The sequence below is a fragment of the Variovorax sp. YR216 genome, assembly GCF_900107745.1.
In the GTDB taxonomy this organism is placed as follows: Bacteria; Pseudomonadota; Gammaproteobacteria; order Burkholderiales; family Burkholderiaceae_C; genus Variovorax.
In genome coordinates, this window is sequence record NZ_FNRO01000012.1 from 80043 (window position 1) to 104779 (window position 24737).

Annotated in this window: 20 protein-coding genes; 12 read left to right on the forward strand and 8 right to left on the reverse strand. The window is 65.4% G+C overall.

All coding sequences use genetic code 11. The annotated features are described in order from the left end of the window. Nucleotides 1–34: 34 nt before the first annotated feature. The 9 genes from BLW05_RS24620 (at nucleotide 35) to ppsA (ending at nucleotide 11066) form a co-directional block, all read left to right on the forward strand. Nucleotides 35–1459, forward strand: a complete 1425-nt coding sequence (locus BLW05_RS24620; RefSeq protein ID WP_256330477.1) for a patatin-like phospholipase family protein — start codon at nucleotides 35–37, stop codon at nucleotides 1457–1459. A gap of 65 nt (nucleotides 1460–1524) precedes the next feature. Then, nucleotides 1525–1989, forward strand: a complete 465-nt coding sequence (locus BLW05_RS24625) for a hypothetical protein (RefSeq protein ID WP_093166195.1) — start codon at nucleotides 1525–1527, stop codon at nucleotides 1987–1989. 104 nt (nucleotides 1990–2093) lie between these two features. After that, nucleotides 2094–4034 carry a DUF3604 domain-containing protein gene (locus BLW05_RS24630; protein WP_093166196.1) on the forward strand — a complete coding sequence of 647 codons (1941 nt, stop codon included), beginning with the start codon at nucleotides 2094–2096 and terminating at the stop codon, nucleotides 4032–4034. Nucleotides 4035–4076: 42 nt separating this feature from the next. Beyond that, the gene (locus tag BLW05_RS24635; protein WP_093166197.1) at nucleotides 4077–4958 is read left to right on the forward strand and encodes a peptidyl-prolyl cis-trans isomerase; all 882 of its coding nucleotides are present in this window, start codon (nucleotides 4077–4079) and stop codon (nucleotides 4956–4958) included. Beyond that, entirely contained in the window at nucleotides 4955–5965 is a 1011-nt protein-coding gene (locus BLW05_RS24640) for a HupE/UreJ family protein (RefSeq protein ID WP_218135220.1), read from the forward strand. The genes BLW05_RS24635 and BLW05_RS24640 overlap by 4 nt, the downstream gene beginning before the upstream one ends. Beyond that, nucleotides 5962–6579: a HupE/UreJ family protein gene (locus BLW05_RS24645; protein ID WP_093166198.1), complete on the forward strand. Its 618-nt coding sequence runs from the start codon at nucleotides 5962–5964 to the stop codon at nucleotides 6577–6579. The genes BLW05_RS24640 and BLW05_RS24645 overlap by 4 nt, the downstream gene beginning before the upstream one ends. Continuing rightward, nucleotides 6576–7178, forward strand: a complete 603-nt coding sequence (locus tag BLW05_RS24650; RefSeq protein ID WP_177142797.1) for a HupE/UreJ family protein — start codon at nucleotides 6576–6578, stop codon at nucleotides 7176–7178. Before BLW05_RS24645 ends, BLW05_RS24650 begins: the two co-directional genes overlap by 4 nt. Nucleotides 7179–7283: 105 nt before the next feature. After that, a complete protein-coding gene (locus BLW05_RS24655) occupies nucleotides 7284–8399 on the forward strand; it encodes a potassium channel family protein (protein ID WP_093166200.1) in 1116 nt (371 codons plus the stop codon). 237 nt (nucleotides 8400–8636) lie between these two features. Then, nucleotides 8637–11066 (forward strand): phosphoenolpyruvate synthase, encoded by a 2430-nt coding sequence (gene ppsA, locus BLW05_RS24660; protein WP_093166201.1) that lies wholly within the window; start codon nucleotides 8637–8639, stop codon nucleotides 11064–11066. A 21-nt stretch (nucleotides 11067–11087) separates the two neighbouring features. Here the strand turns inward: ppsA and BLW05_RS24665 are convergent, their stop codons facing one another. The 3 genes from BLW05_RS24665 to BLW05_RS24675 are packed head-to-tail and all read right to left on the reverse strand — an operon-like array spanning nucleotide 11088 to nucleotide 15035. Then, nucleotides 11088–12434: a DUF2252 domain-containing protein gene (locus BLW05_RS24665; protein ID WP_093166202.1), complete on the reverse strand. Its 1347-nt coding sequence runs from the start codon at nucleotides 12432–12434 to the stop codon at nucleotides 11088–11090. Between the two features lie 2 nt (nucleotides 12435–12436). Further along, nucleotides 12437–13720 (reverse strand): carbohydrate porin, encoded by a 1284-nt coding sequence (locus BLW05_RS24670; protein ID WP_177142798.1) that lies wholly within the window; start codon nucleotides 13718–13720, stop codon nucleotides 12437–12439. Between the two features lie 37 nt (nucleotides 13721–13757). Beyond that, nucleotides 13758–15035: a serine hydrolase domain-containing protein gene (locus tag BLW05_RS24675; RefSeq protein WP_177142799.1), complete on the reverse strand. Its 1278-nt coding sequence runs from the start codon at nucleotides 15033–15035 to the stop codon at nucleotides 13758–13760. 15 nt (nucleotides 15036–15050) lie between these two features. On the opposite strand from BLW05_RS24675, the gene BLW05_RS24680 reads away from it, so the two are divergent. After that, nucleotides 15051–15947, forward strand: coding sequence for a Crp/Fnr family transcriptional regulator (locus BLW05_RS24680; protein ID WP_143044911.1), 897 nt, complete (start codon nucleotides 15051–15053; stop codon nucleotides 15945–15947). A 90-nt stretch (nucleotides 15948–16037) separates the two neighbouring features. On the opposite strand, the gene BLW05_RS24685 is transcribed toward BLW05_RS24680, so the two are convergent. From BLW05_RS24685 to BLW05_RS24700, 4 genes are all read right to left on the reverse strand, one after another. After that, nucleotides 16038–17675 (reverse strand): M81 family metallopeptidase, encoded by a 1638-nt coding sequence (locus tag BLW05_RS24685; protein WP_177142800.1) that lies wholly within the window; start codon nucleotides 17673–17675, stop codon nucleotides 16038–16040. A 49-nt stretch (nucleotides 17676–17724) separates the two neighbouring features. Next, a complete protein-coding gene (locus tag BLW05_RS24690; RefSeq protein ID WP_093166207.1) occupies nucleotides 17725–18342 on the reverse strand; it encodes a MarC family protein in 618 nt (205 codons plus the stop codon). Nucleotides 18343–18465: 123 nt separating this feature from the next. Then, nucleotides 18466–19899, reverse strand: a complete 1434-nt coding sequence (locus BLW05_RS24695; RefSeq protein WP_093166208.1) for a WS/DGAT/MGAT family O-acyltransferase — start codon at nucleotides 19897–19899, stop codon at nucleotides 18466–18468. 19 nt (nucleotides 19900–19918) lie between these two features. Beyond that, nucleotides 19919–21631 (reverse strand): long-chain-fatty-acid--CoA ligase, encoded by a 1713-nt coding sequence (locus BLW05_RS24700; protein ID WP_093166209.1) that lies wholly within the window; start codon nucleotides 21629–21631, stop codon nucleotides 19919–19921. A gap of 487 nt (nucleotides 21632–22118) precedes the next feature. On the opposite strand from BLW05_RS24700, the gene BLW05_RS24705 reads away from it, so the two are divergent. Both BLW05_RS24705 and BLW05_RS24710 read left to right on the forward strand, forming a co-directional pair. Then, the gene (locus BLW05_RS24705) at nucleotides 22119–23207 is read left to right on the forward strand and encodes an MFS transporter (protein ID WP_256330478.1); all 1089 of its coding nucleotides are present in this window, start codon (nucleotides 22119–22121) and stop codon (nucleotides 23205–23207) included. A gap of 60 nt (nucleotides 23208–23267) precedes the next feature. Beyond that, nucleotides 23268–23855 carry an HD domain-containing protein gene (locus BLW05_RS24710; protein WP_093166290.1) on the forward strand — a complete coding sequence of 196 codons (588 nt, stop codon included), beginning with the start codon at nucleotides 23268–23270 and terminating at the stop codon, nucleotides 23853–23855. Between the two features lie 47 nt (nucleotides 23856–23902). Here the strand turns inward: BLW05_RS24710 and BLW05_RS24715 are convergent, their stop codons facing one another. Further along, the gene (locus BLW05_RS24715) at nucleotides 23903–24703 is read right to left on the reverse strand and encodes an esterase/lipase family protein (protein ID WP_093166210.1); all 801 of its coding nucleotides are present in this window, start codon (nucleotides 24701–24703) and stop codon (nucleotides 23903–23905) included. Between the last annotated feature and the right edge of the window lie 34 nt (nucleotides 24704–24737).

The following is a 24737-nucleotide window of genomic DNA, read 5'->3' on the forward strand; positions in this document are numbered from 1 at the left end:
CGGCTCCTTGCCTTACCTGCTCTATGTGTTCGGGATGGCCCTGCTGATCGGGGGCTGCGCCACGTCATATCCGGTCAACCCGCCGATTGCGAAGATTGACCGAAGCACCGGCTACAGGTACGTGACGCGCGCCACGCAATTCAAGGACAAGGAGAACCTGGTGGTTCTCGCTTTCTCAGGAGGCGGCACCCGCGCTGCGGCCTTCTCCTACGGTGTGCTGGAGGCGCTGCGGACCATGGAGCTCACCGGCCCCAAGGGCATCAAGATTCGAATGCTCGATGAGGTGGATGTGATTACAGGCGTGTCCGGGGGCAGCTTCACCGCCTTGGCCTACGGCCTCTACGGCGAGAACCTGTTTGATTTCTACGCGTCGAGTTTCCTCAAGCGCAACGTGCAGGGAGACTTGCTTCACCGCGTGCTCAATCCTTCGACATGGACTGCATGGGGACGCTCCGAGACCGCCTCCAAGCTCTACGACGAAATCCTCTTCCATGGAGCGACGTTCGCAGACCTCGACAACGGCAAGGGCCCGTTCGTCGTCGCCTCGGCAACGGACATCACGAGCGGCGCGCGCATCGGATTTCATCAGGGGATATTCGACGTTCTTTGCTCGGACCTCAATGCCGTCCCGCTGTCTCGCGCGGCCACGGCATCCTCCGCGGTGCCGCTGGCGTTCTCGCCCGTGACCCTCCACAACTATGGCGGCACCTGCAACTACGCTGTGCCCGCGGCCTTTGCGGCATTTTCAGATCCGGCGGCACCTGCAACGCCGCGCCCGGCCGCGCGTTACCTCGCGCATGTGCAGGATCTTCTTGCGTACGAAGACAGCGTGCACCAGCCTTACATCCACCTGCTCGACGGCGGACTCTCGGACAACCTCGGAATGCGCGGGATCCTGGAGACACTCGACAACATGGAAGCCTTGAAGTCCGTGGGGGAGCCGACACCCTTGGACAACGCGCGAAGAATCGTCCTGTTCATCGTCAATTCGCGCTCCACGCCAAAGTCCGACTGGCCCGAGAAAGAACGTCCTCCCAGCGAGATCGCCCTCCTCATCAAGGCGACCGGCGTCCCCATCGATCACTATTCGTACGACACCGTCGAGACGCTCAAGGACATCGTCGCTCGATGGCAGACGTTGCGGCGATTGGCGGCGTCTCCGGCGTTCGTCCAGAACAAGGACCCTGCGACGGCGAAGCTGCTGACGACGCCATCGGTGGACCTCTACGTCATCGATGTTTCGTTTCCCGCGCTCAAGGATGAGACGGAACGCAGCTACCTGAACAATTTGCCGACGTCATTCGTCCTTCCGCCGGAGGCAGTCGATCGACTCCGCGCCGCTGCGGCAACGATCGTCAGGGACTCACCAGAGTTCAAGCGCCTGCTCAAGGATGCAGGGGCGACCATCGCCATCAGCCCTGCCGACGACGCTGCGCATGCCTTGCCCGAGGGGCGATAGGCGGTGGCCTTCGCCGCGACCACGATCAACTAACCCACGATCAACCAACCCGAAAGGAAACGAAAATGACGCAACGGAACCTGTGCTGTCTGGCTTTGTCCGCCATGTTGATCTCGAGCGCCGGCGCGCAACAGTTCGTGTACCCAGCCAAGGGACAGAGCCCAGAACAACAAAAGAGCGACGAAGCCGCCTGCTACTCGTGGGCGGTGAACCAGTCCGGATTCGATCCGGCCAAGCCGCCGCCGCAGGCACCTGCGGCGAAACCACCTACCACCGCAACGGGGACGACCCCGGGTGCAGGTGCACGCGGTGCGGCGCGAGGGGCGATCGTCGGCGAAGCCGTCGGCGGAAACGCGAGTGCCGGTGCGGCCGCCGGTGCGGCGGCTGCGCGCGGGCAAAGCCGGCGACAGAATGCCGCCGCCGCGAGCTCCGCCAGTCAACAGCAGGCGGCTGCATCGCAGCAGAAACAGGCAGCGTTCGGAAAGGCGCGCGCCGCATGCCTCGAGGGGCGCGGATATACCGTGAAATAGGGGCACGGCCTCTCGAGAGGCGGATTGATCTTTGTCAATTGGCCCTTGTTGCCCCTGCCTAGACTGCGGGGGCGAGGAACAAGATCACGAGAAGGAGCCTGACCGTGCGCCAACCATCATTTTCTGTTGCCCTTGCGGCGGCCTCCTTGTTCGGAAGCGTCGCATCCACTGCGTTGGCCGCGGACCAGACCGAAATCGGCTCCGCGGACAAGGCCAGGCTGGAAAAGGTATTCCCATCGAAGGCCGGTTACTCGCCTTACGCGGGCCGCAACTTCCCGACACAACCGCTGTTCGGCGACACCCACCTGCATACGGCCTTCTCGATGGACGCCGGCGCCTTCGGCGCGCGCCTCACACCCAAGGATGCGTACCGCTTCGCGCGAGGCGAGGAGATCACCTCCAACAGCGGCCAGCCGGTCAAACTCTCGCGCCCGCTCGACTTCCTGGTCGTGGCCGATCACTCGGATGGCATGGGCTTCTTTCCCCAATTGATGAGCGGTGATCCCGAGCTGCTCGCGACACCTCAGGGTCGCAAGTGGTACGACCAGATCAAGGGTGGACAGGGTGCGGATGCTGCGCTGGACATCATCGGCAGCTTTGGTAGAGGGCAAATGCCCAAGGGATTTCCGACACCCGGAACGCCGGCCTACCGAAACGCCTGGCAGCAGACCATCAAGGCGGCGGAAGCCTATAACGAGCCCGGGCGCTTCACGGCATTCATCGGCTACGAATGGACCTCGAACACCGGCGGCAACAACCTGCACCGCAATGTCATCTTTCGCGGCAACGGCGCCCAGGCCATCCTGGTCGAACCGTTCACAACCCTGCCGCCACTGGGCAGCGACAACCCGGTCGACCTGTGGAAGTGGATGACCGCCACGGAGCAGAAGACCGGCAGCGAAGTGCTGGCCATCGCCCACAACGGCAATCTGAGCAACGGGCGCATGTTCCCGCTGGTCGAGGCGTTCGGCAAGAAGCTCGACAGGACTTACGTGCAGACGCGCGCCCGATGGGAGCCTTTGTACGAGGTCACGCAGACCAAGGGCACCGGAGAGGCCCATCCGTTCCTCTCGCCCAATGACGAGTTCGCGAGCTACGAGATCTGGGACAAGGGCAACCTCGACGGAAGCGAGGCGAAGAGGAAAGACATGCTCGAGTACGAATATGCGCGGTCGGCACTCAAGAACGGGCTCAAGCTGGAGGCCCAGCTCGGCACCAACCCGTACAAGTTCGGCATGATCGGCAGCAGCGATGCGCACACAGGCCTGTCCGCGATGGAAGAAGACAACTTCTTCGGCAAGACGGCGCCACAGGAGCCGAGCCCGGAGCGTCTGACCAAGGTGTTCGTGGACAACCCGAAGACCGGTGTCAAGATCATGGACTGGGAGGTCAGCGCCTCGGGCTACGCTGCGGTGTGGGCCACCGAGAACACGCGCGAGGCGATCTTCGACGCGATGAAGCGTCGCGAGACCTACGCCACCACCGGTCCGCGCATGGTCGTTCGCTTCTTCGGTGGATGGGAGTTCTCGCCCGGCGACGCGACCAATCGAATGCCGGCCGCCGTGGGCTACGCCAAGGGAGTGCCGATGGGCGGGGACCTGAACAATGCTCCGCAGGGCAAGCCTCCAACCTTCCTCGTTGCGGCATTGAAGGACCCGATCGGCGCCAATCTCGACCGCATCCAGATCATCAAGGGCTGGCTCGACAAGGATGGCAAGACGCAGGAGCGCATCTACGACGTCGCGGTTTCCGGCGGGCGTTCGATCGGTGCCGACGGCCGGTGCCCGACACCGGTGGGCAATACCGTGGACGTCGAAAGCGCGACCTGGACCAACTCGATCGGTGGGCCGGAACTCATCGCTGTCTGGAAGGACCCTGAATTCGATCCCAGGCAGCGGGCCTTCTACTACGCCCGCGTGGTCGAGATTCCGACCCCGCGCTGGACAGCCTACGACGCAAAGCGCTTCGGCATCAAGGCGCTCGCGGACACGACCATGGCGCTCCAGGAGCGCGCCTATACGGCGCCGATCTGGTACACGCCCTGAGCCCAGGTCGGATTCGAACGTCGCATCAAAGGAGCCCGCCAGATGCAGTTGAAGTCCCTGCTTCGGGAGCCTCTGGTGCATTTCGTGGCGATCGGGGCCGCCATCTTCCTGGGCTCCCATTGGTACGGCGATGCCGGCCCGGGCGGAACGCGGATTGCGATCACGTCGGGGCAGATCGAGCATCTGGCGGCAGGCTATACCAAGGCTTGGCAGCGCCCTCCGACCGAAGCCGAATTGAAGGGCTTGATTGATGACTGGGTCCGCGAGGAGGTCGCGGTGCGTCAGGCCTTCGCGACCGGGCTCGATCGGGACGACACCGTCATTCGCCGACGCCTGCGGCAGAAGCTCGAGTTCCTGGTCGAGGATGCTGCCGAGGTCGCGCCGCCATCCGACCGTGAACTGGAGGCCTGGCTTGGCGCGCATGCCGATGCCTTCCGTGTGGAGTCGCGGATCGCTTTTCGCCAGGTCTACGTGAGTCCCGACCGGCGCGGCCGTGCGGCAGATGCCGATGCCCGCACGATCCTCGGCCGGCTCGACGCCGCGGGCCCCGCCGCGCCGGTCGACGAAGTGGGCGATCCGACGATGCTGCCGCAGGAGATCGAGCTCTCGGGCGAGCGTGACATCGACCGCGTGTTTGGCGAGGGTTTCGCCCGGCTCATCGAGGCATCCGCCAAGGACAGGTGGACGGGGCCGATCAAGTCAGGCTACGGATTGCACCTGGTGCTGGTGCGCGACTTCATCGGTGGCTCGTTGCCGGACCTCGCCACGGTGCGCGCGCAAGTGGAGCGCGAGTTCCTGGAAGATCGCCGCAAGCGCCAGCTTGCCGCGATGTACCAGCGGCTGCTGGCAAAGTACACCGTCGTCGTCGACGACGCACGCGCAAGCGCCGTCGAAGCGCCGGCCACGGCCGGAGGCGGTTCATGATCACGCGCTGGCTGCCGCATCTCTGGCGGCAGATGGCCGTCGCATGTATTGCCCTCGGCGCCACAGGCGCGGCGCAGGCCCACGAGTTGCGGCCCGGCTACCTCGAGCTTCGCGAAAGCGACGCATCCACCTATGCGTTCCTGTGGAAGCGGCCGACCGGCGGCGAGGTCGAGATCCAGATTGCGCCCGAAGTGCCGGATGGCTGCCGCCTTGCAACGCCGGACCGGCAGCAGCTTTCGCCGGGTGCCGTGGTGGTCCACGGCACGTTGAGCTGCAACGGCGGGCTGGCAGGCAAGACGATTCGCATCGCGGGGCTCGAGACCACGATGACCGATGTGCTCGTGCGCATCCAGCACGCCGATGGCAGGGTCGAGAACGATCTGCTGCGCCCGGTCAATCCGACGTTCACCCTCGGCGCGGCCACGAGCGGCGCGCAACGGGCGCTTTCATACTTTCAGCTCGGCGTGCAACACATCCTTCTCGGCGTCGATCACCTGTTGTTCGTGCTTGGCCTGCTACTGATCGTGCGTGACCGCTGGATGCTCGCCAAGACGATCACGGCGTTCACCATTGCCCACAGCATCACGCTCGCTGTCGCCACCCTGGGCTATGCGAGCGCGCCGCTGGTGCCGCTCAATGCCGCGATTGCGCTGTCCATCCTGTTTCTTGGCCCGGAGATCATTCGCGTGAGGCGGGGCGACACGAGCTTCACGATCCGTCATCCTTGGGTGGTGGCATTCGCGTTCGGATTGCTGCACGGCTTCGGATTCGCGAGCGGCCTCTCGGCCATGGGACTGCCCAGGGCGGAGATTCCGGTCGCGTTGCTGCTGTTCAACGTGGGCGTCGAGATCGGCCAGTTGGCCTTCGTCATGCTTGTGCTGCTGCTCGGGCGCGCGTTCCGCATCCTCGAGATCCGCTGGTCGCGCTGGGGGCAGGCTGTGCCGGGATATGTCGTCGGCTCGCTCGGCGCGTTCTGGACGATTCAGCGATGCGTGGTGCTGCTATGAAGGCGGCACAAGCGCACGCGCTCGCGCGACAAGTAGTCGCCCGGTCGGTGCTGCTGTGCGCGAGCGTGTTCCTCGCCACGCCGGCTGCGGCGCACGTGGCGCAAGGTCAGGCCGCCGGCTTCCTGAGCGGCTTGATGCACCCGGTCTCGGGCCTCGATCACGTGGTGGCGATGGTCGCGGTCGGCCTGTGGGGGGCGCAGCTTGGGGCGCCGGCGATCTGGTTGCTGCCCGTGGCTTTCCCAATGGTCATGGCGTTCGGTGGATTCCTCGGGCTCATCGGGGTGCCGCTGCCGGGGGTCGAGATCGGAATTGCGGCTTCCGGGATTCTGCTCGGCTCGATGGTGGCAACGCAGTCACGTCCCCCATTGGGGGTCGCCATCGCGATCGTTGGGCTCTTCGCGGTATTCCACGGCCATGCGCACGGTACTGAACTGCCACCCGGACACAGCGGCCATCTCTACAGCGTCGGCTTCGTTGTGGCCACCGGCTGTCTGCACGCGACGGGAGTCGCGATCGGGTTGATCCATCGATGGCCATGGGGGCGGACGGGGTTGCGCTTGGCCGGCGCCGCCATCGGCGCAGCGGGCGTGCTTTTCCTGTGGCGGGCGCTATGAGCAAGCGAGGTGCAACGGCTGTTGCCGGCGCGTGGCTGCTGCTTTGGTCCGGGACGGCCGGGGCTCATCTGGCAACCACGGGCCTCGGTCCTGTCTACGACGGCATTTCGCACTTGTTCTTGAGCGTCGAGGATCTGTTGCCAGTGGTCGGCCTGGCGCTACTGTCGGGGCTGAACGGCGCAGCCGCGGGGCGCATGGCCTTGTTTGTGCTGCCTGGGGCATGGTTCGCCGGCGGCCTGGCCGGATTTCACAGCGGCACGGCGGGCCTGCCCGATGGCGTCGCGTCCTTGTCCCTGCTCCTTCTCGGCACTCTCGTGGCGGCCGACATCAGGCTGAGCTTGCGTCTGTTGGCCGTGCTCGCCGCCGCCGTGGGACTTCTCCATGGGTGGCTGAATGGCGCGGGCATCGCCATGATGGGCCGAGAGGCGAGTGGGCTCGTAGGGATCGTGGGCTCTACCTTCGTCTTGATCGCCTTGGCGTCGGCGCAGGTGGTCGCCATGCGCCTGCAGTGGGCACGAATCGTCGTTCGCGTGGCCGGCAGCTGGATCGCGGCAACCGGGCTACTCCTGGCCGGATGGTCAGCGAGCGGATCGGCGTGAACCTGGGCTCGACGTCAGAGCAACAAGCCAAATGCCGTCCGGGTCCGCGGCCGATCCTCGTGTGCCCATCAAATCCGCTGCCCGATCGGGCATGATGATCCGCCAATGTCCCTGTCCGCTTTCCTGCTAGGCGCCATCATGGTGCTGGCGACCCTGCTCGACGCCTTCGAGGTCGTGCTTCTGCCCCGCCCCGTGCGTCGGCAAGTGCGCCTGAATCGCTACTTCTTCAAATGCACCTGGGATCTCTGGGCGCGGTGTGCCCGCCTCTGGCCTGCCGGCCGTCGGCGCGAGGATTTCCTCGGGGTCTATGGGCCACTCTCGATGGTCCTGCTGTTCGGCCTCTGGGCCGCATCCCTGGTCATCGGATTCGGGTTCATGCAATGGGCCTTGCACGGGCTGGTGCCCGGCCGCGCCACGGGGATCGATGCGCTGATCGGCGACATCATCATCAGCGGCGACGCCTTCTTCACACTCGGCTACGGTGACAACGTGCCAGGCCACTGGGCGGCACGATTGCTGGTGATTCTCGAAGCCGGCACCGGCTTCGCCTTCATCGCGCTGACCATCGGCTACCTGCCGGTGCTGTATCAGCACTTCACGCGCCGCGACCTCCAGCTCATCGAGTTCTCCGCGCGGGCCGGCTCGCCGCCGACCGCCGCCGCCCTGCTCGTCTGGCACGTCCATGGCGGTCCCGAAGAACTGGAACGCTGGCTGCGGGACTGGGAGATCTGGGCCAGCGACCTGATCGAGAGCAATGCCGTCTACCCGATGCTGGCGTTCTACCGGTCGCAGCATGAGGGCCATTCCTGGCTGGGATCGCTGGCCGTGGTGATGGATGTCTGCACGCTGCTGATCGCCGGGGCCGACGATGCGCGCCGCCAGCAGGCCACCGCCACATTCACGGCCTTGAGGCGCGTTCTGGATGAGGCCAGCGAGTCGCTGCGCGTGGCGCCGCTGCGGGAGGTGTCGGCACGCCGGCTCGACCTCGCTTCCCTGCAACTGCTCACGCCCACGATCCGGCGCATCCTTCCGGGCTGGCACGACGATGCGATTGCGTCGAACGCCATCTGGCAATTGCGACGAACCTACGAGCCGCGGCTCGAGGGCCTGGCCGCGTACCTGCTCCTGGACCTGCCGGACTGGATCGATCCCGAAGCACCGACGGAGCGGTTCGGCCGCGATGTCATCGTCCGGCAGCTGACGCAAGGGCGCGAGGACTGACGCCGCTTCGCCCGTCGCATGGGCCGAGCCGTGGCCCCACTGGGGGATCTCGAATGCGATCCTTGACAAGCTTGCGCTGGCGCAAGGGGCGCGGGGCAGGCAAGGCCTGAAATAGGCGGACCGTCGCCGGTGGCCATCCTGGGCGCGCTGCGGCCAGCCAACCGGATCGGGCATGCAGTCCACCAACCCGCTGCACGCTGAAGTTGAATCAATCGAAAGCTACAAGGAGACAACTCCATGGACTTCATCCGATGGTTTGACGATATCGGCACGGCCGACATCGCCCAGGTTGGCGGCAAGAATGCCTCGCTCGGCGAGATGTACCGCGAGCTCTCGCGCCAAGGCGTGCGGGTGCCGAACGGATTCGCGATCACCGCCCACGCTTACCGCCGAACGCTCGATGAGGCCGGGGCCTGGGCGCGTCTGCGCGAGCTGCTCCAGGGGCTGGACACCCGCGACGTCGACGAACTGGCGCGTCGCGCTGCCAAGGCGCGGGACATCGTCTACGGCGCCACGCTGCCCGCCGAGTTGGCGGACCAGATCGCCTCCGCGCACGGGCGGTTGCTGGAGCAATACGGGGTGGACGCGAGTTTCGCCGTCCGCAGTTCCGCCACGGCGGAGGACCTGCCCACCGCCAGCTTCGCGGGCCAGCACGAGAGCTTCCTGAACATCTCGGGAGAGGCCAGGCTGCTCGACGCCGTGCGACGCTGCTTTGCCAGTCTGTTCAAGGATCGCGCCATGAGCTATCGGGTCGAGCACGGCCTCGATCATCTCAAGGTGTTCCAGTCCGTGGGCGTGATGAAGATGGTGCGCTCCGATCGCGCAGCCGCCGGCGTGGCGTTCACGCTCGACACGGAAACCGGCTTTCGTGACGTTGTCTTCATCACCGGTGCCTGGGGATTGGGCGAAAACGTCGTGCAGGGCACGGTCGACCCGGACGAGTTCCATGTCTTCAAGCCCACCTTCAACCAGGGCCATCGCGCGGTGCTGCGCCGCAGAGCGGGATCGAAGGAATTGCGCATGGTCTACGCCACTGGAACCGCCGGCCGCGAGACCGTGCGCAACGTGCCAACCTCCCCGCAGGACCGCGAGCGCTTCTGCGTCGGCGACGAGCAGGTGCTGGAACTGGCCGACGTCGCGATCAGGATCGAGGCGCACTACAGCCGCAAAGCCGGCAGGCCCATGCCGATGGACATCGAGTGGGCCCGGGACGGCGTGGACGGCCAGCTCTACATCGTGCAGGCCCGGCCTGAGACCGTCGCCTCGCAACGGCCGCCGGGCCTGGTCGAGCAGCATCACCTGCAGGCCCACGGCGAGGTGCTGGCGAGCGGCCGGGCCGTGGGCAACAGGATCGCCTCTGGCAAGGTGCGCGTGATCGACGATGTCTCGCAGCTCGCCAGCTTCCGCCCGGGCGAGGTGCTGGTGGCCGACAGCACCATGCCCGACTGGGGCACCGTGATGAAGTCTGCCGCCGCTGTGGTCACCAATCGCGGCGGGCGCACCTGCCATGCCGCCATCGTCGCTCGCGAACTGGGAATCCCGGCCGTAGTCGGCTGCGAAAACGCCACCGCCCGCCTGCGCACCGGCGCAGAGGTCACGGTCTCCTGCGCCGAGGGCGCGGTGGGGCACGTCTATGCCGGCGCCCTGCAGTGGTCCACCACCACCACCGACGTTGCACAGCTCCCCCGGCCGCAGACTCGCGTGATGGTGAATGTCGGCAATCCCGACCTCGCGTTTCAGACCGGCCTGCTACCCGCCGACGGCGTGGGGCTGGCGCGCATGGAGTTCATCGTCGCGGAACACATCCAGGCCCACCCCATGGCGCTGCTGCACCCCGAGAAGATCGACGATGCGGCAATGCGCGAGCGCGTCCTCCATCTGGCGCGGGGTTTCGCGCGGCCGGCGGACTATTTTGTGCGCCAGCTTGCCGAAGGGGTCGGCACCATCGCGGCGGCCTTCTACCCACGGCCGGTGATCGTGCGCATGTCCGACTTCAAGACCAACGAATACGCCAGCCTTCTCGGCGGCCGCTGGTTCGAGCCCCACGAGGAAAACCCGATGATCGGCTTTCGCGGCGCATCGCGCTACGCGCATCCAGCCTACGCCGAGGGCTTCGCGCTGGAGTGCGCGGCGATGCGCCGCGTGCGCGAGGAGATGGGGCTCGTCAACGTGCAGCTGATGATTCCCTTCTGCCGGCGCGTGCAGGAAGCCGAGCGCGTGCTCGAGGCGATGGCGGCGCAAGGGCTCGCGCGGGGCGTCGGTGGCCTGCAGATCCTGGTGATGTGCGAGATCCCGAACAACGTGCTTCAAATCGACGCGTTCTCCCGGCTGTTCGACGGCTTCTCGATCGGCTCCAACGACCTGACGCAACTCGTGCTGGGCGTCGATCGCGATTCGGAGCTGGTGGCCTTCGACTTCGACGAGCGCGACGAAGGTGTGAAAGCCATGATCGAACAAGCCATCGTCGGGGGCCGGCGCAACGGGCGGCACGTCGGCATCTGTGGGCAGGCGCCCGCGGACTATCCCGAGCTGGCCCGTTGGCTGGTCGAGCTGGGAATCGATTCGATCAGCGTCACGCCCGACGCGCTGCTGGAGGTATTGCGCGAAGTGCTGCATGTCGAGCAGCAGCTCGGACGACCGCCGCGCGGCGCGCAGGACGGAACATGAGGACATTCGTCGAGTAGTCGGTCACTCGTGCATAGCCTCGATCCTGCCGGAGGCGATTGCGCGGCGCAGGGCCTGATGGTCGAGGGCGTTCTGTTCGGCATAGTCCAAAGCGAACTTGGCCACCGCGTCGTCGAAGCGGCCGCCGGTGCCGAGGTAGCCGCTGATCAAGGCCGCATCGCCCGCCTTGGCGTGGGCGCGTGCCAGCGCCCAACCACACCATTGCGCATACTGCTGCAAGCGGGCCACGTCCGCCACTTCGACCAAGGGCTTTATCTTGATGTCGCGCAGTTGCCGGATATAGAAGTTCCGTCCCCGATCTTCGGTCCAGCCGAGGAACATGTCGCTGGCCGCCTGCATCAGGCGCTGGCCGGCAACGACACGTTGGCCGTGATTGGGAAACCGGCTCTTGCCCGCATAGGCCTCCAGCACGCTCGGCCTCGCCTCCTTCACCTGCAGGAACAGCGGATCGTCCTTGCCGGCCATCAGCAGGAATACCCCGCATGCAGTGCCCACGCTGCCGATGCCGACAACTTTTGCGGCGATGTCCTGGAACTCGAACTGATCGAGCAGAGCCTTGCGCTCCTCGCTCAAGGTCTCTCGATAGCGACGATATGCAGCGTCCACGAAGTGAAGGTATTCATGGACATTCTCCGTCGCATGAAAGATCAGCGGCGGGTTGTCCTTGATACGGACCTTGCCGTTCACGACGCTCGCGAGCTTTGGGAAATCGTCCTCGAGCACGTTCCTGGATGCGGCCTTGTCCACCTGCGCCTGCATCCAGTCCTTCCACCTCTTCGTCTTGAGGGTCTCGATCAGATCATCGGTGTCGATCCGCTCATACCAACGCTCCAGCACGCCCATGTGCGCATAGCGACGCAGGTGCTCTCGGTAGTGTCTGACCACCAACGTCGCCACTTCCCGGGCCTCGGATTTCGAGAAACCGTTGTCATACCCCGCAACCACGAAGCTCGTTGCCAGCCGTTTCACGTCCCATTCCCATGGTGCGGGCAACGTCTCGTCGAAATCGTTGATGTCGAAGACGATATGGCGCTCGGGCGTGGCGAAGCCGCCGAAGTTCATCAGATGGCAGTCGCCGCAGGCCTGGACCCGGATGCCGGACGAGGGCGTGCGCGCCAGGTCTGCCGCCATGATCGCCGCGGCGCCTCGGTAGAAGGTAAAGGGCGACAGCGTCATTCGCCCGTAGCGGATCGGGATCAGTTGAGGGAGGCGGCCGGCGCTCGATTCGACCAGAAGATCGACCGGGTCGCGACGATCCGCGGGCGCCTTCCAGCCGGCGTGCGCCTCTCGCGCGCACTTTTCGCGCAAGGTCTTGCCCGCCGCAAATCGGTCTTCGACTTCGTGCTTCATCGTCAGAACTTGACCTGCATGCTCATGCCTGCAAAGGTTGCGTTGCCCTGCCCGCGGACCCCGGGGCGAATGTACTGGAGGTCCAGGCCCAGGCGCAACCAAGGCGTCAGTGCCGCGTTGTAGAAGACCTCCACGCCACTCTCGTCGTCGATCGTGGCGCCCGTGATGATCTTCAGGCTGTTCGTCAAGTCGTGGCTGAACGATGTCCTGAAGTAGCCGATACCGAAGCGATCGCGGCTGCGGCCCGGAATCGGGCTGGAGCCGGCGACACCCAGGTTGGTGAACCAGCGGTAGACATTCGGGTTGCCATCGGCAATGAAAGCCTGGCCGAAGATGCCCCAACCCTCGGTCGGCGTCGCGGGGTTCTGCCAGAGATACTGCTGGAAGTTGTAGCCCAGGTACCAGGAGTTGCCCTTGACGTCGACGCGGGTGCTGGGGCCGCGAGGTATGGGAAGCACGATCTGCGGAAGGTCGGCCAGGTCGACCGTGTCCTGGGTGCTGAACGCCCCGACGATCGTCTGGTAGCCGTCGAGGCCGCCGATCTTCACCGGGAACTGAACCGCGAGGCGAGTATTGATCCCATTCTTGCCCCACCCGCTCAGCCCTGAGTCGTTCTGGGAGTCCTTCGGGTCGTAGACCATCAGGGTGTAGTTCGCAGGCTCGGTCTTGACGCTCAATGAAAAGCCGGTGATGTAGGCGGGCACGATCCCGCTCGGCGGCGCCGCGAAGTTCAGGTTCCAGAACGTGTTGATGCCGCCGCCGCCGACGATGGGCGTGGCGGAAGCCGCGTCGACCATGTTGAACTTCCCTGCGGTCAGCGACACGGTGTCGCTGAAACGCTGCGTGAAGGTGAGCGAGACGGCCGAGTCCCTGTCTTTCGGCTCGTACATCTGGGTATTGACCGGCAGCAGCACGCCGTTGAAGCCGTTGGCGCCATGGCCCCACTTCTGCTCGTAGAGCGCGCTGGCGGAGAAGCCCTGCCACAGGCCGAGCTTGGAGAAGTCGAAGTTGAACTTGGCATTCAGCTTGCCACCTCCCTGCATGCTGTTGTCGCCACTGCTCGGCGATGTCAGTGCCTGGCCGAATCCGGTCCATGACGCATCGATGCCGACTCCCCGGTCGCGAAGCCACTGCTCGGGGCTGTTCGGGCCGCCGAGCAGCGTGGGCCGTTCGGCCAAAGGCAGCATCGCCGCCTCATCGGCCGATGTCTGGGCCCAGCCCATCGGCGGGGTCAACACACCGGCAACGAGCAGCGCGAGCGCCCACCATGGCATGCGTTTCGGCATGAACAGGCGTCCGAAGGTCCCCATCGTCGCGGCAGGCTCAGCGGACCGCAGGCAGGGACTTGGCGATTGCGCGCGCATAACCCGGCAGGTCGTTGTAGGTGGTGGAGAAGAAGACCACCACCAGGTCGCGTTTCGGCGAGACATACAGCCCCTGGCCCTGGAAGCCCGACTTCCACAGATCGCCGTCGGCGAACACCGCGTCCCATTGCCAGTGGAAGGACAGCGGGGCCTCGCCGAAGCGCTTGATCTGGCGCTCGATGTTGTCGCCACTGCGGTAGGCGTCGGGGTTGCCGCCCTTCTGCAACTCGGCCAGGTAGGCGGTGGAGACGATGCGCTCGCGCGCCGCCTTGTTCCAGCTCGGCGTGTAGAGCATGCCGTAGCGCGCCAGGTCGCGCAGCCGGGTGATGGCCAGGCCGTGCGACAACGCGAGGCCGTCGGGCGTGACGCCCATCAGCATGTCGCCTTCGGCGTTCATCTTGCTCCAGACGCGTTCCTCGAACAGGTCGACCCAGCGGCGGCCCGTGACCTCCTCGACGATCAGCGGCAGCAACAGCGTGTTCGGCGAGCCGTATGCGTAGGTCACGCCCGGCGGGCCAATGCGCTTGGCGGAGGCCAGCACTTCCTTCAACGACTCGACCTTGCCGTTATGGGGCACGCCCGAACCGGCCAGGTTCATGCGGGTGTAGGTGGAATCGGGGTCGGCGCGGGTGGCGTCGTTCTCGATCGTCGCCATGCCTGTGGCCATGTCGAGTGCATCGATGACCTTCACGTCCTGCCACTCGCTGCCGCGCAGCCATGGCAGGTAGGTCACCACGGGCTGGTTGACGTCGACCTTGCCCTCCTCCACCAGCAGCCGCAGCATCAGGCTGGACACCGTCTTGGTCGTCGACATCCAGACGTGGTAGTCGTTGGGTTTCATGCCGGGATAGTCCTCGAACACGATGCGACCTTTGTGCACGACGACGAAGCCCTGCGCGCGCGACTTCGGGCTGGCCAGGTAGTCGACCAGCGTCAGGTCGCCCAGATCGCCCTTGAAGCGCACCTGTCCGATCTTCGGGTCGAGCTTGCGTTCGAGCGTCACCACCGGCCCGTTGCGCGCGATGACGGCGGTGCGCTGCACTTCGCTGAAGTTGGAGAAGGCGAACAGCGACACATCGCCGCCCTTCAAGGACTCCTCGTTGTTGAAGCGTTTCAGCAAATCGGCCGCCTGCGCCGGCGTGAAGCCCTGGCGCGCGGCGGTGACGGGAATCGGCTCGGCGGGTTGGGCCGTGGCGGCCGCAGCTGCGAGCATCAGGCTCATGGCAATCAACTTCATGGGAATGGCTCCTAGTTGACAAGGGTCAAGGTTCGCGTCGCACATGGCCTAAACTTCTCTGGCCGGTACGCCGAACTGCAGGGCACGATTGCCAATGTGCTGGACGCATCTATTCTGTTGAAGCGATTCAGCGCCTGTCTGTCTGGAACGGGCACTTATGACGTCGATACACGGTCGGCACGGATGCCGCCAAAGAGGGCAACCATGACAACAGAGCCCGTGCTGTTGCACGGAATCCGCGCCGCGTTGACATCGAACCCCTGGTTCGCCCGGCTACCCGAACCCGTACGGGCCGATGTTGTTTCCCGTGTGCGTGTACGCATGCTGAGCGAGGGCGAGTGGGCCTTCTGCCGCGAGGAGATGCCCGATGGCGTCTACGCCGTGCTCGAAGGAATCCTGCGCGTCAGCAGCGTCACGCTGGATGGGCGGGAGACGCTGCTCGACTTCTATGGCAGCGGCACCTGGTGCGGCGAGGTGGCCCTGTTGGCTGGCCAGCGGCGGTTCTTCGGCGCCCAGGCTTGCGGCAACGCGGTGCTGGCGCACGTCCCCGCCGCCGACTTCGAGGCCTTGATGGCGAAGTGGCCGGTCTTCAGCCGCGCTTTGCTCCAACTGGAGGCCGAGCGCCTGTCGCTGGTGCTGGGGGCGTTGGAGACCTATTCATCGAGAACCACGAAACAACGTTTGGCGATGCGCCTGCTGTTGCTGGCGCGGGACCACGGCCTGGAGGTCGAGCGTGGAATAGCGATCGGGCTCGAGCTGTCGCACGAAACGCTGGCGCGGCTGACCGGTTCGACCCGCCAGCGCGTCAACAACATCCTGAATGCATGGAAGCGTGCCGGTCTGGTGGAACATCACTATGGCCGCGTCCTGCTGCTCGACAAGGCGGCGGTCGAGAAGATCGCGCAGCTTTGACCGCTGGATCGAAGCCGCCGCTTGTGTCGAGCGTCAGTAGAGCGCTGCGGGTTCATGCAGCAATTCAGGTCCACGACGCGTGGCCCGACCTCAGGCCCGGGCGCTCGATTCGGGATAGACGGCGTCCGCATCAAGAGGAAACAGCTTCCGCGTCTTCCGGCTATAGACGAAGGTGGTGAGGTCGTTGGATGCGATGCCGGGCGGATCGCAGTCGATGATCTGGCTGGCGACATCCGTCCACCAGGCGCGGAAGTGATTGGCGGATTTGACGACCACGATCCTGTAGTCGCGCGGGTCGAAGCCGACCATCCTCAACTGCCCGTTGTCGAAAGGCTGCATCCCGCCGGAGATCACCGCGACGTCCACGCCGTCGATCATGAGTCCCACGGCTGGGCCCATGTCGATCTTCCCGCCGAGCCCCATGGGAGACACCGTCGTGTAGCGGCCGTCGCTGATGGTCTTCACGTAGGCCTTGCCGCGTACGGGTTCGCCGCTCTGCTTGCTGAGCTTGCCGCCGAGCACGACATCGATGATGGCGCCAACGCCAGCTTTCATGGCTTGCTGGACGGTCTCGACATCGCGAATGGAGGAGACAGCCGCCTGCTGCACGCGGTTGCGGAGCAGTTCCCAAAGCACATGGGTGGAGTCCCCTGGAGCGCCGCACCCCGGGTTGTCGGATTTCTCTGCGATCACCACTGGGCCCGGAGTCTTGGCATCAGGCAGGAATCCGTAGAAGCGAAGCTGATCTGCCGGCGGGGTGGCCAGGCGCGCGAGTGCCTCTTCAAGGCCCGAAGGAGTACTGGCTTCGTCCGGCTTCACCCTTCCTTGCGCGGCCAGCGCGGTCAACGCGGCCTGAACCGCCTCCGCGGCGGGGACAGGTGCAACCACGAAGGATCGGCGGTTCTCCCAGACCCATGACGCGAATTCCCTGGCAGTGCTCGCGGCGAGGTCCTCGCTGGTGGCCCAGCAGTTGACGGTCGCGGTATTGAACGAGATGTCGGTCAGCGGGAACCCGTAGAAGTAGGCGAACTCGATGATTCCGTCTCGTTTGGAGAATTCCTCGACCTTCTTTCGGATCGGCTCGAAGAGCGTGCCCTCCATGGTGGAGCACATCTGCATGATGAAGGGCAGGTGTTCGAAGCGGCCTACTGGCTGGACCTTGCCGTCGACCATGTCCGGAAGGAGCTTGCCCGCGCGATAGGCGGCATCGTATTCGTCGATATGCGGATAGTGAACCACCGTCGTGATCAGGTCCATCTGCTCCAGGAAGCCGTCGGTCACGTTGCCGTGCAGATCGGTGGAACAGACCATCTTGACCTTGGGCCCTACGAGCTTGCGGATGGCTGCGGTGAGGTCGTATTCGACATCGTCGATGCCTTCGGCGATGGCTGCGCCATGGAGTTGCAGCGCCACGGCATCGATCGGCATCGCCGCGGCGAATCCATCGAGGAGTTCCTTCTTCATCTCCTCGTAAGCCGCCCGCTCGATGGTGGGGCCGGCTCCGAACATCCACACGGTGAGCGGCACGATCTCGATGTCGGCCCGCTCTCCGAGGGCGTCCAGATAACCGCCCATGTAGGTTCGAGTCCCCTTGGTACGGGCCACCAGCGCGTCACCGGAGAACTTCTGGAAGCCGGTTGCAAAGCTGCCGGTGATCCTGGCCAGCCCCATGGTTTCGACGGCGAAGGTATTGACCTCTTCGTACAACCCGGCGATTGCAATTCTCATGCTCATGCTCCTATGACAGCGGGGATGGTGCAGCGACGGCCGCGCGCGCTCAATGATGGATCACGCCCAGGCTCTTGAGCGCAACCAGGAAGGTCTCGAACGACAAGGCCACCTGCACCACGACGAGAACGGTGCCCAGCACCTGCAGGGCCATCATCAGGCCCGGTACCCGGGTGATGCGGTCGATGAAGAACATCACGAGGAAGTCCAGGCCCAGCAGGATCAGCAGTGCCTTCGCGATCGACCACTGCATGCCGGGAACACCGGGCGCCTGCATGACGAAGATGAGAATGGCGGCGATGCCGACAGGCGTGACCACGATCGGGGATGCGACAGGGGAGATGGCCAGCTGCCAGAGCGAAGGCTGGTCCCGTTTCCTGTCCGGCGGCTGAGTGGGCGGGAAGATGGCTCGCAGCGCCGAGACGAGAAGGATGAACCCGGTGGCGAGGCCGAGTGCATCGAGCGAAATCTGGTAGCTCCGCACGATGCCTCGGCCAAGGAGTGACACGTAGAGGCAGATCGCCAGGGCCATCAGCATCCCGCGAATCGCCAACCCCCGCTTCTGCGCGAGCGTCATCTCCTTGGTGAGATTCGCGAAGGTGGGGATCATCTTGATCGGACCCAGGGTCAGGAACAGGATCGTGAAGATGAAGGCGTCGCTTGTCATTCAATCGCTTCTCCTGCCGGGATGCTGCGCCACATTCACCCGGAAATCTGTCCGATATTGGCACTCCGGTCCGCTTCTGCAGGTCGGATCGAGGCACGCACGCCAGGTGTTCCGCCAAGGAGGTCAGGACGCGTGCGCCGCCTGTCGTCTCGCCAGTGCCAGGAGTTCACGGTGCTCGACGAGCAGGTGTTCCCCGAGTTCGTCGAGATCCGGCAACGCCTTGCGGCAGGCGATCAGCCCGTAGTCGAGCCGGCCGTTGTAGCTGGTGACCGTCACGTTGAGCGCCATGCCGTGCGTTGCGATCGACACCGGGTAGTAGCTCTCCACCTTGGCGCCGGCGAAGTAGAGCGGCACCGGCACCCCGGCCACATTGGAGATCACCAGATTGGCCGCCGGCGGCGTCCAGTCGGCCAGCCGCGAACGACCGAACATCGACGCCATGCCGGAGACGAGCCAAGGCGCCGCGAACATCGGAAAGTCCATCGGGATCGCCGACTTGAGCTGGTTCAATGTCGTCTTGCGCTGGCTCGACGTGCCGCAAATTCGCTTGAGGCGAAGGATCGGATCGGGCTCGTCGGTGGCGAGATCCATCACGAGCATGCTGACCTGGTTGTTCGCCGTCGCGTCCCCTTCCTCACGAAGACTCACGGGAGCGGCTGCGCGCATCGATTCGTCGGGCAACTCGCCGCCGTCGAGCAGGTAGCGCCGCAGCGCGCCCGCCGTGGTGGCCATCACCACGTCGTTGAACGAAACGCCGAACTGCTGGGCGATCTGCTTCACCTCCGCAACCGGCACGGTGCGGCCCACGAAACTGCGCTGGTTGGTGATGGCCACGTTCAGCGGCGTGCGCGGGGCGACGATGTCCGACACTGTTCCGATAGACCCGGCAATGCCCTTGGTCCACTCACCGATCGGAGGCGTCAGCCGCTGCGCCGCATTCGCCATCTCGGGCAGCATCCGGAACAGCTTGATGTACTGGTGCGCCGTGTTGCGAAGCGCCGCGCCGGCCAGTTCCGCCACGCCCAACTGGTACTGGTTGCGCCGAAGCTTCGGCCGCGGTGGCTTGATCTTCCGGGGCGTGGCGCTCGTGTCGAACATGGCGCGGCCCAGTTCGATGCCCGCCTGGCCATCGATGCCGGCGTGGTGGAGCTTGGTGTAGAGCGCCACTTCGCCGCTCTTGAGACCGTCGATGATCACCATCTCCCACAGGGGCCGGCTTCGATCCAGCAGCATCGAATGCTGCCGCGCGACGGCCTGCTGCAGTTGCCGGTTGCTGCCGGGGCGTGGCAGGGTGATGTGGCGGATGTGGTGGTCCAGGTCGATGTCCTCGTCCTCGACCCAGACCGGGTTGGACAAGTCGAAGGGCATCAGCGCGAGCTTGCGGGTGAAGACGGTGGCCAGGTGCATGCGCTGGGCGACGAAGGTCTTGACGTCTTCGTAGAAATCGCCGTCATGGCCCCCGGGCAGGCTCAGCACGTTGAGGCAACCGACGTGCATCGGCATTTCGGCGGACTCGACATGCAGGAACAAGGCGTCCATGCCGCTCAGGTGGTTCATCGCGGTTCCTCGATTCGGTTCAGGGTGTGGGGGCGAGCGCGGAGGACTGGACCTCCACCTCGTCCTTGAGCATCTTCTTGGACAGCTTCCCCACGGCGGTCTTGGGTAGTTCGCTCCGGAATTCCAGCGCGTGAACCATCTCGTGCTTGCCCAGCCGGTTCTTCAGGAACAGCTTGAGTTCGTCGAGCGTGAACTGCGGCTGTCCGGCGCGCAGCTTGACGTAGGCCTTGGGCGATTCGCCCCGGAAGTCGTCGGGGATACCGATCACGAGCACCTCCTCGACGGCCGGATGCTCGTGGATCGCTTCCTCGATCACGCGCGGATAGACGTTGAAGCCCCCGCACAGCAGCATGTCCTTGGTGCGGTCGACGATGTAGAGATAGCCGTCCTCGTCCATGTAGCCGACATCACCGGTGCGGAAGCAGCCATCGCAAGTGAAGCTCTCGCGCGTGGCTTCGTCGTTCCTCCAGTAGCCGGGCATCACGTTGGGGCCGGCGATCGCGATCTCTCCGCGCTCCCCGTAAGGGAGCACGCGCGCGGGGTCTTCCACGTCGAGGAACCGGATCGTCACGCCCGGCTGCGGAATGCCGCAGGAGCCGGCCTTGTGCTGCCCCAGTGTGGGAGTGAAGGTGCCGCAGGCCGAGGTCTCGGTCATGCCCCAGGCCTCGGTGAGCCTGCAGCCGGTCAAGTCGACGAAGCGGCGCATCAGTTCCACCGGCAGCGGCGCGCCGCCAGAGGCGCAGACCTTGAGCGAACGGAGGTCGTACTCGCTCACCTGCGGATGGCTGGCGAGCGCGGTGAACATGGTGGGCACGCCGGGGAAGCAGCTGATGCGCCGGTCGCCGATGGTGCGCAGCACCGCGCCTGCGTCGAAGCGTGGTTCGAGCACGATTTCCGCCCCGATACTGAGCGGAAACAGCAGGTCGCACACCATCGCGAAGACGTGGAACATCGGCAGCACGGCCAGGCAGCGCTCGCGGCCGTGGTGCAGCAAATTCGCGTTGTCGACGTTGGTCACGATCACCTGCGTGACAGCCGCGGCCAGATTGGCGTGCGTGAGCATGGCCCCCTTCGGCAGGCCGGTCGTGCCGCCGGTGTACTGCAGCACGGCGATGCTGCGTTCGGGGTCCGTGAGCGGGTGGTGTTGGGGACGGCCGTCGTTGTCCAGCAGTTCCGCGAAGCGCAGGCACTGCGCGTCGAACTGGACGGCGCTCACCAGGTCGCTCGCCGCCAGCTGCGCCTGGCTTTCGTCGGGCGCGGCACCGTACTCGCCCATGGCGCCCACGACCAGCGCCTGGAGCCGCGTGCCGCCCATCAGCGCGCTCATCTTCGGATACAGCGACACGAGGTCCAGCGTGATGAGGATGTCGGTCTGGCTGTCCTCGATCTTGTGCGCGAGCACCTCTGCGGCATCCAGCGGCGAATAGTTCACCACCGTGCCGCCCGCGCGCAGGATGCCCATGAAGGCGAAGACGTACTGCGGCACGTTCGGCAGGTACAGACCCACGTGCACGCCGGGCCCGACGCCCAGGCGCTGCAGCCCGGCGGCCGTGCGATCGACCAGGCCCGACAACTCGCGGTAGCTGAACGTGCGGCCGGAATAGCTCAACGCCGCATGGTCGGGCCAGCGGCGCACGGCCTCGTCCAGCATGCCCAGCACGCCGGCGGAGTGCAACTCGGCGTCCCAGCGGACTCCCGCGGGGTAAGACTTGATCCAGGGCGCTTCTGACATGGGGCGGTTCCTTGCTTGCGAAGGCAGGGATTGTGTTTTCCGGTCCCCTCCTTCGTCTGTCAGCTTTTTGCAGGCTTGGCGCGTGCGGGACACGGTCAATGCCATGTCTCCATGGCGTCAGCGACTGCAAAAAGATGACAGAGAGATCAAGGCGCCCGGCGGGAAGATCCGCGCCCCGAGCCGAGAAGAGCACTCGATGGCCTCGCCGGATCACCCCCTAACCCCAGGAGACAAAATTGCCCACCCTATCCGCCACTGCGCCGGTTCCGCTTGCGATCGACCGCGCCTCGACCGGCGACGCCGAAGCGGTCTACAAGAAGATCACACACCGCCTGATCCCCTTTCTCTTCGTCTGCTATCTGCTCAACTTCGTCGACCGCGCCAACATCGGCTTTGCGCAGTTGCAGATGAAGAGCTCGCTGGGCTTCAGCGACGCCGTCTACGGCTTGGGTGCCACGATGTTCTCATCGGGTATGTCATCTTCGAAGTGCCCAGCAACCTGCTGCTCAAGCGCCTGGGTGCGCGCGCGACGATCATGCGCATCATGGTGCTGTGGGGGCTGGTATCGGCCGCCACGATGTTCGTGCAGACGCCGACCCAGTTCTACATCGCACGCTTCCTGTTGGGCGTGTTCGAAGCCGGCTTCTTCCCCGGCATCGTGCTGTACCTGACCTTCTGGTACCCCACCGAACGCCGCGCGCGCGTGCTGGCGCTGTTCATCACCGCGCAGGTCGCCGCCGCCTTCATCACGAGCCCGGTGTCGGGCTGGATCCTCAAGAACATGCACGGCCTGCATGGATGGGAGGGCTGGCAGTGGATGTTCCTGATCGAAGGCCTGCCGACCGTGGTGCTGGGTGTCATCGTCCTGTTCCTGCTGCCCAACGGCCCGAGGGAAGCCCGCTGGCTCACGGCGGGTGAACGCGACCTGGTGGAGCGTGCGCTCAGCCGCGAAGGCAACGTCGAGCCCGAAGCGCATGCCTTCGGAGGCATGCTGCGCGACCCGAAGGTGTACCTGCTGGCAATGGGCGCCTTCGTCGCGGGGTGCGCCGGGTACTTCCTTGCCTTCTGGACGCCCACGATCATCAAGGACCTGGGCGTGGCCGACCTGCAGATGGTGGGCCTCTACGCGGTGATCCCGAATGTCTTCGGCATCATCGCGATGGTGCTCTACGGGCGACGCGCGGACCGGCACAACGAACAGCGGTTGCACTACGGCCTGGCCTTGCTGGTCGCTGCCGCGGGCTTCCTCGCATTGAGCTGGACCACGCACCACAGCCTGGCATGGACCCTGGTCGCGATCGCGGTCGGCGGCTCGGGATTGGTGTCGTCCACGCCGGTCTTCTGGGCCATGGTCACGCGCTACCTCTCGAAAGACCGGGCCGCCGGCGGCATCGCCTACATCAACGCGCTGGCCAGCATCGCGGGCATCAGCCCCGCGGTGGTGGGTGCGATCAAGACGCAGACCGGCAGCCTCGACCTCGCGATCTACATCCTGTGCGCGATGTTCGTGCTCGCCTCGATCGCAGTGACGCTGGGCATGCGCCGGGCCTTCGCAGGCGGGCCGGCGCGCGCCTGAGTCCTCTACTTCCCACACGATCCAAAGGAGAACCCCATGCCCCAAACCATCGCGACCCACATGAATGCACGCGCAACTTTCAAACGGATGGAAGACAGCACGAAAGAAGACTTCGAAATCATCGTGCCGCAGGCGATCCAGCACGCCCAGGCACTCGCCGACCGTGTGCTGGCCCACCTGAAACTCCTGCAGGGTGACTACGGCGGTTTTCCCATCGACCGCTACAGCCATTGCCTGCAGACTGCCACCCTGGCGCTGCGCGACGGACGCGACGAGGAATACGTCGTCTGCGCACTGCTGCACGACATCGGCGACACGCTGGGCTCGTACAACCACCAGGAGATTGCCGGCGCGATCCTCAAGCCCTTCGTGTCAGAGGCCAACCACTGGATGGTGGACAACCACGCGATCTTCCAGGGCTACAACTTCTTTCATCACGTCGGCCTGGACCGCAACCTGCGCGACAAGTTCAAAGGCCATCCGCACTACGAACGCACGGCGGAGTTCATCGAGCTCTACGACAACCCGGCCTTCGATCCGAGCCGGGAAATCCTGCCGATCGAGACCTTCGAGCCGATGGTGAAGCGGCTCATGGCGGCCCCGCGGCGCTCGATCCTTCTGCCCGACGCGGACGCCCGGAGGGCATGAACGCGGCCGCTCGCCGGTGGTCTGGCGCTGGCCGCCGAGCGAGCGCCCTACCGGTGCGGCGTGTCGAAGGGATAGAGCAGCTGCACCCACCCTCGCGGGCAGAAGTGCTGCCACTGGCCTTCAGGTAAGGCGAGCCGGTCACCCACCGCGTACCACACCAGGGGATGGACGCCCATGCCCATGTGGCTGCTGCTGTTCACCTCGATGTTGTCCGTGTGGTCGCCGCGCCGCTCCACACTACAGCCCCAGCCGACCACGCCGTCGCACCGCGAATAGATCGAGGTCGTGGGCACCGGTGGCGGGTGCTGCGGGAGTGCACGGTCGGCCATGTCCTTGTGGCGGTTGACGGCGCGATACAGGTGCCAGGCATGGGTGCCGGTGGCGGGATCCCCGTGGAAGGGGCTGCCGAGCGTGATGACCTGGCGAACCTGCGCAGGCGCGGCGCGCGCCATTTCGCGCGCGTAGATGCCTCCCAGGCTCCAGCCGACCAGGCTGACGGTGCGGCCCGAACTCGTGTGCAGCGCGTCCAACTGCTCCATCAGCGCTTCGAGCACGCCCGCGCGGGGGCCGAAGTTGAAGCCCTGTCGCCATCCGTGCACGTTGTAGCCGCGCGAGCGCAGGAAGCGGCGCAATGGGTCGGTGGACAGGTCATCCGCGAGCAGTCCGGGCAACACCAGGACCGGATGCCCATCCCCACGCGGCACACTGTGCATGAGCCACGGCAGGAACACCGGCATCGTGGCCCATTCGAGCAGGGCGCGACCCTCGAGGCCCAGCAAGAGCCCGGAGGGCCGTCGTTCGTCCGGCGTGCGGCTCGGTGGCGCGACAAGTGCGTCGATCAAGGCCATGGTGTCACCTCTCTTTTCATGGTTGTGTGCCCCG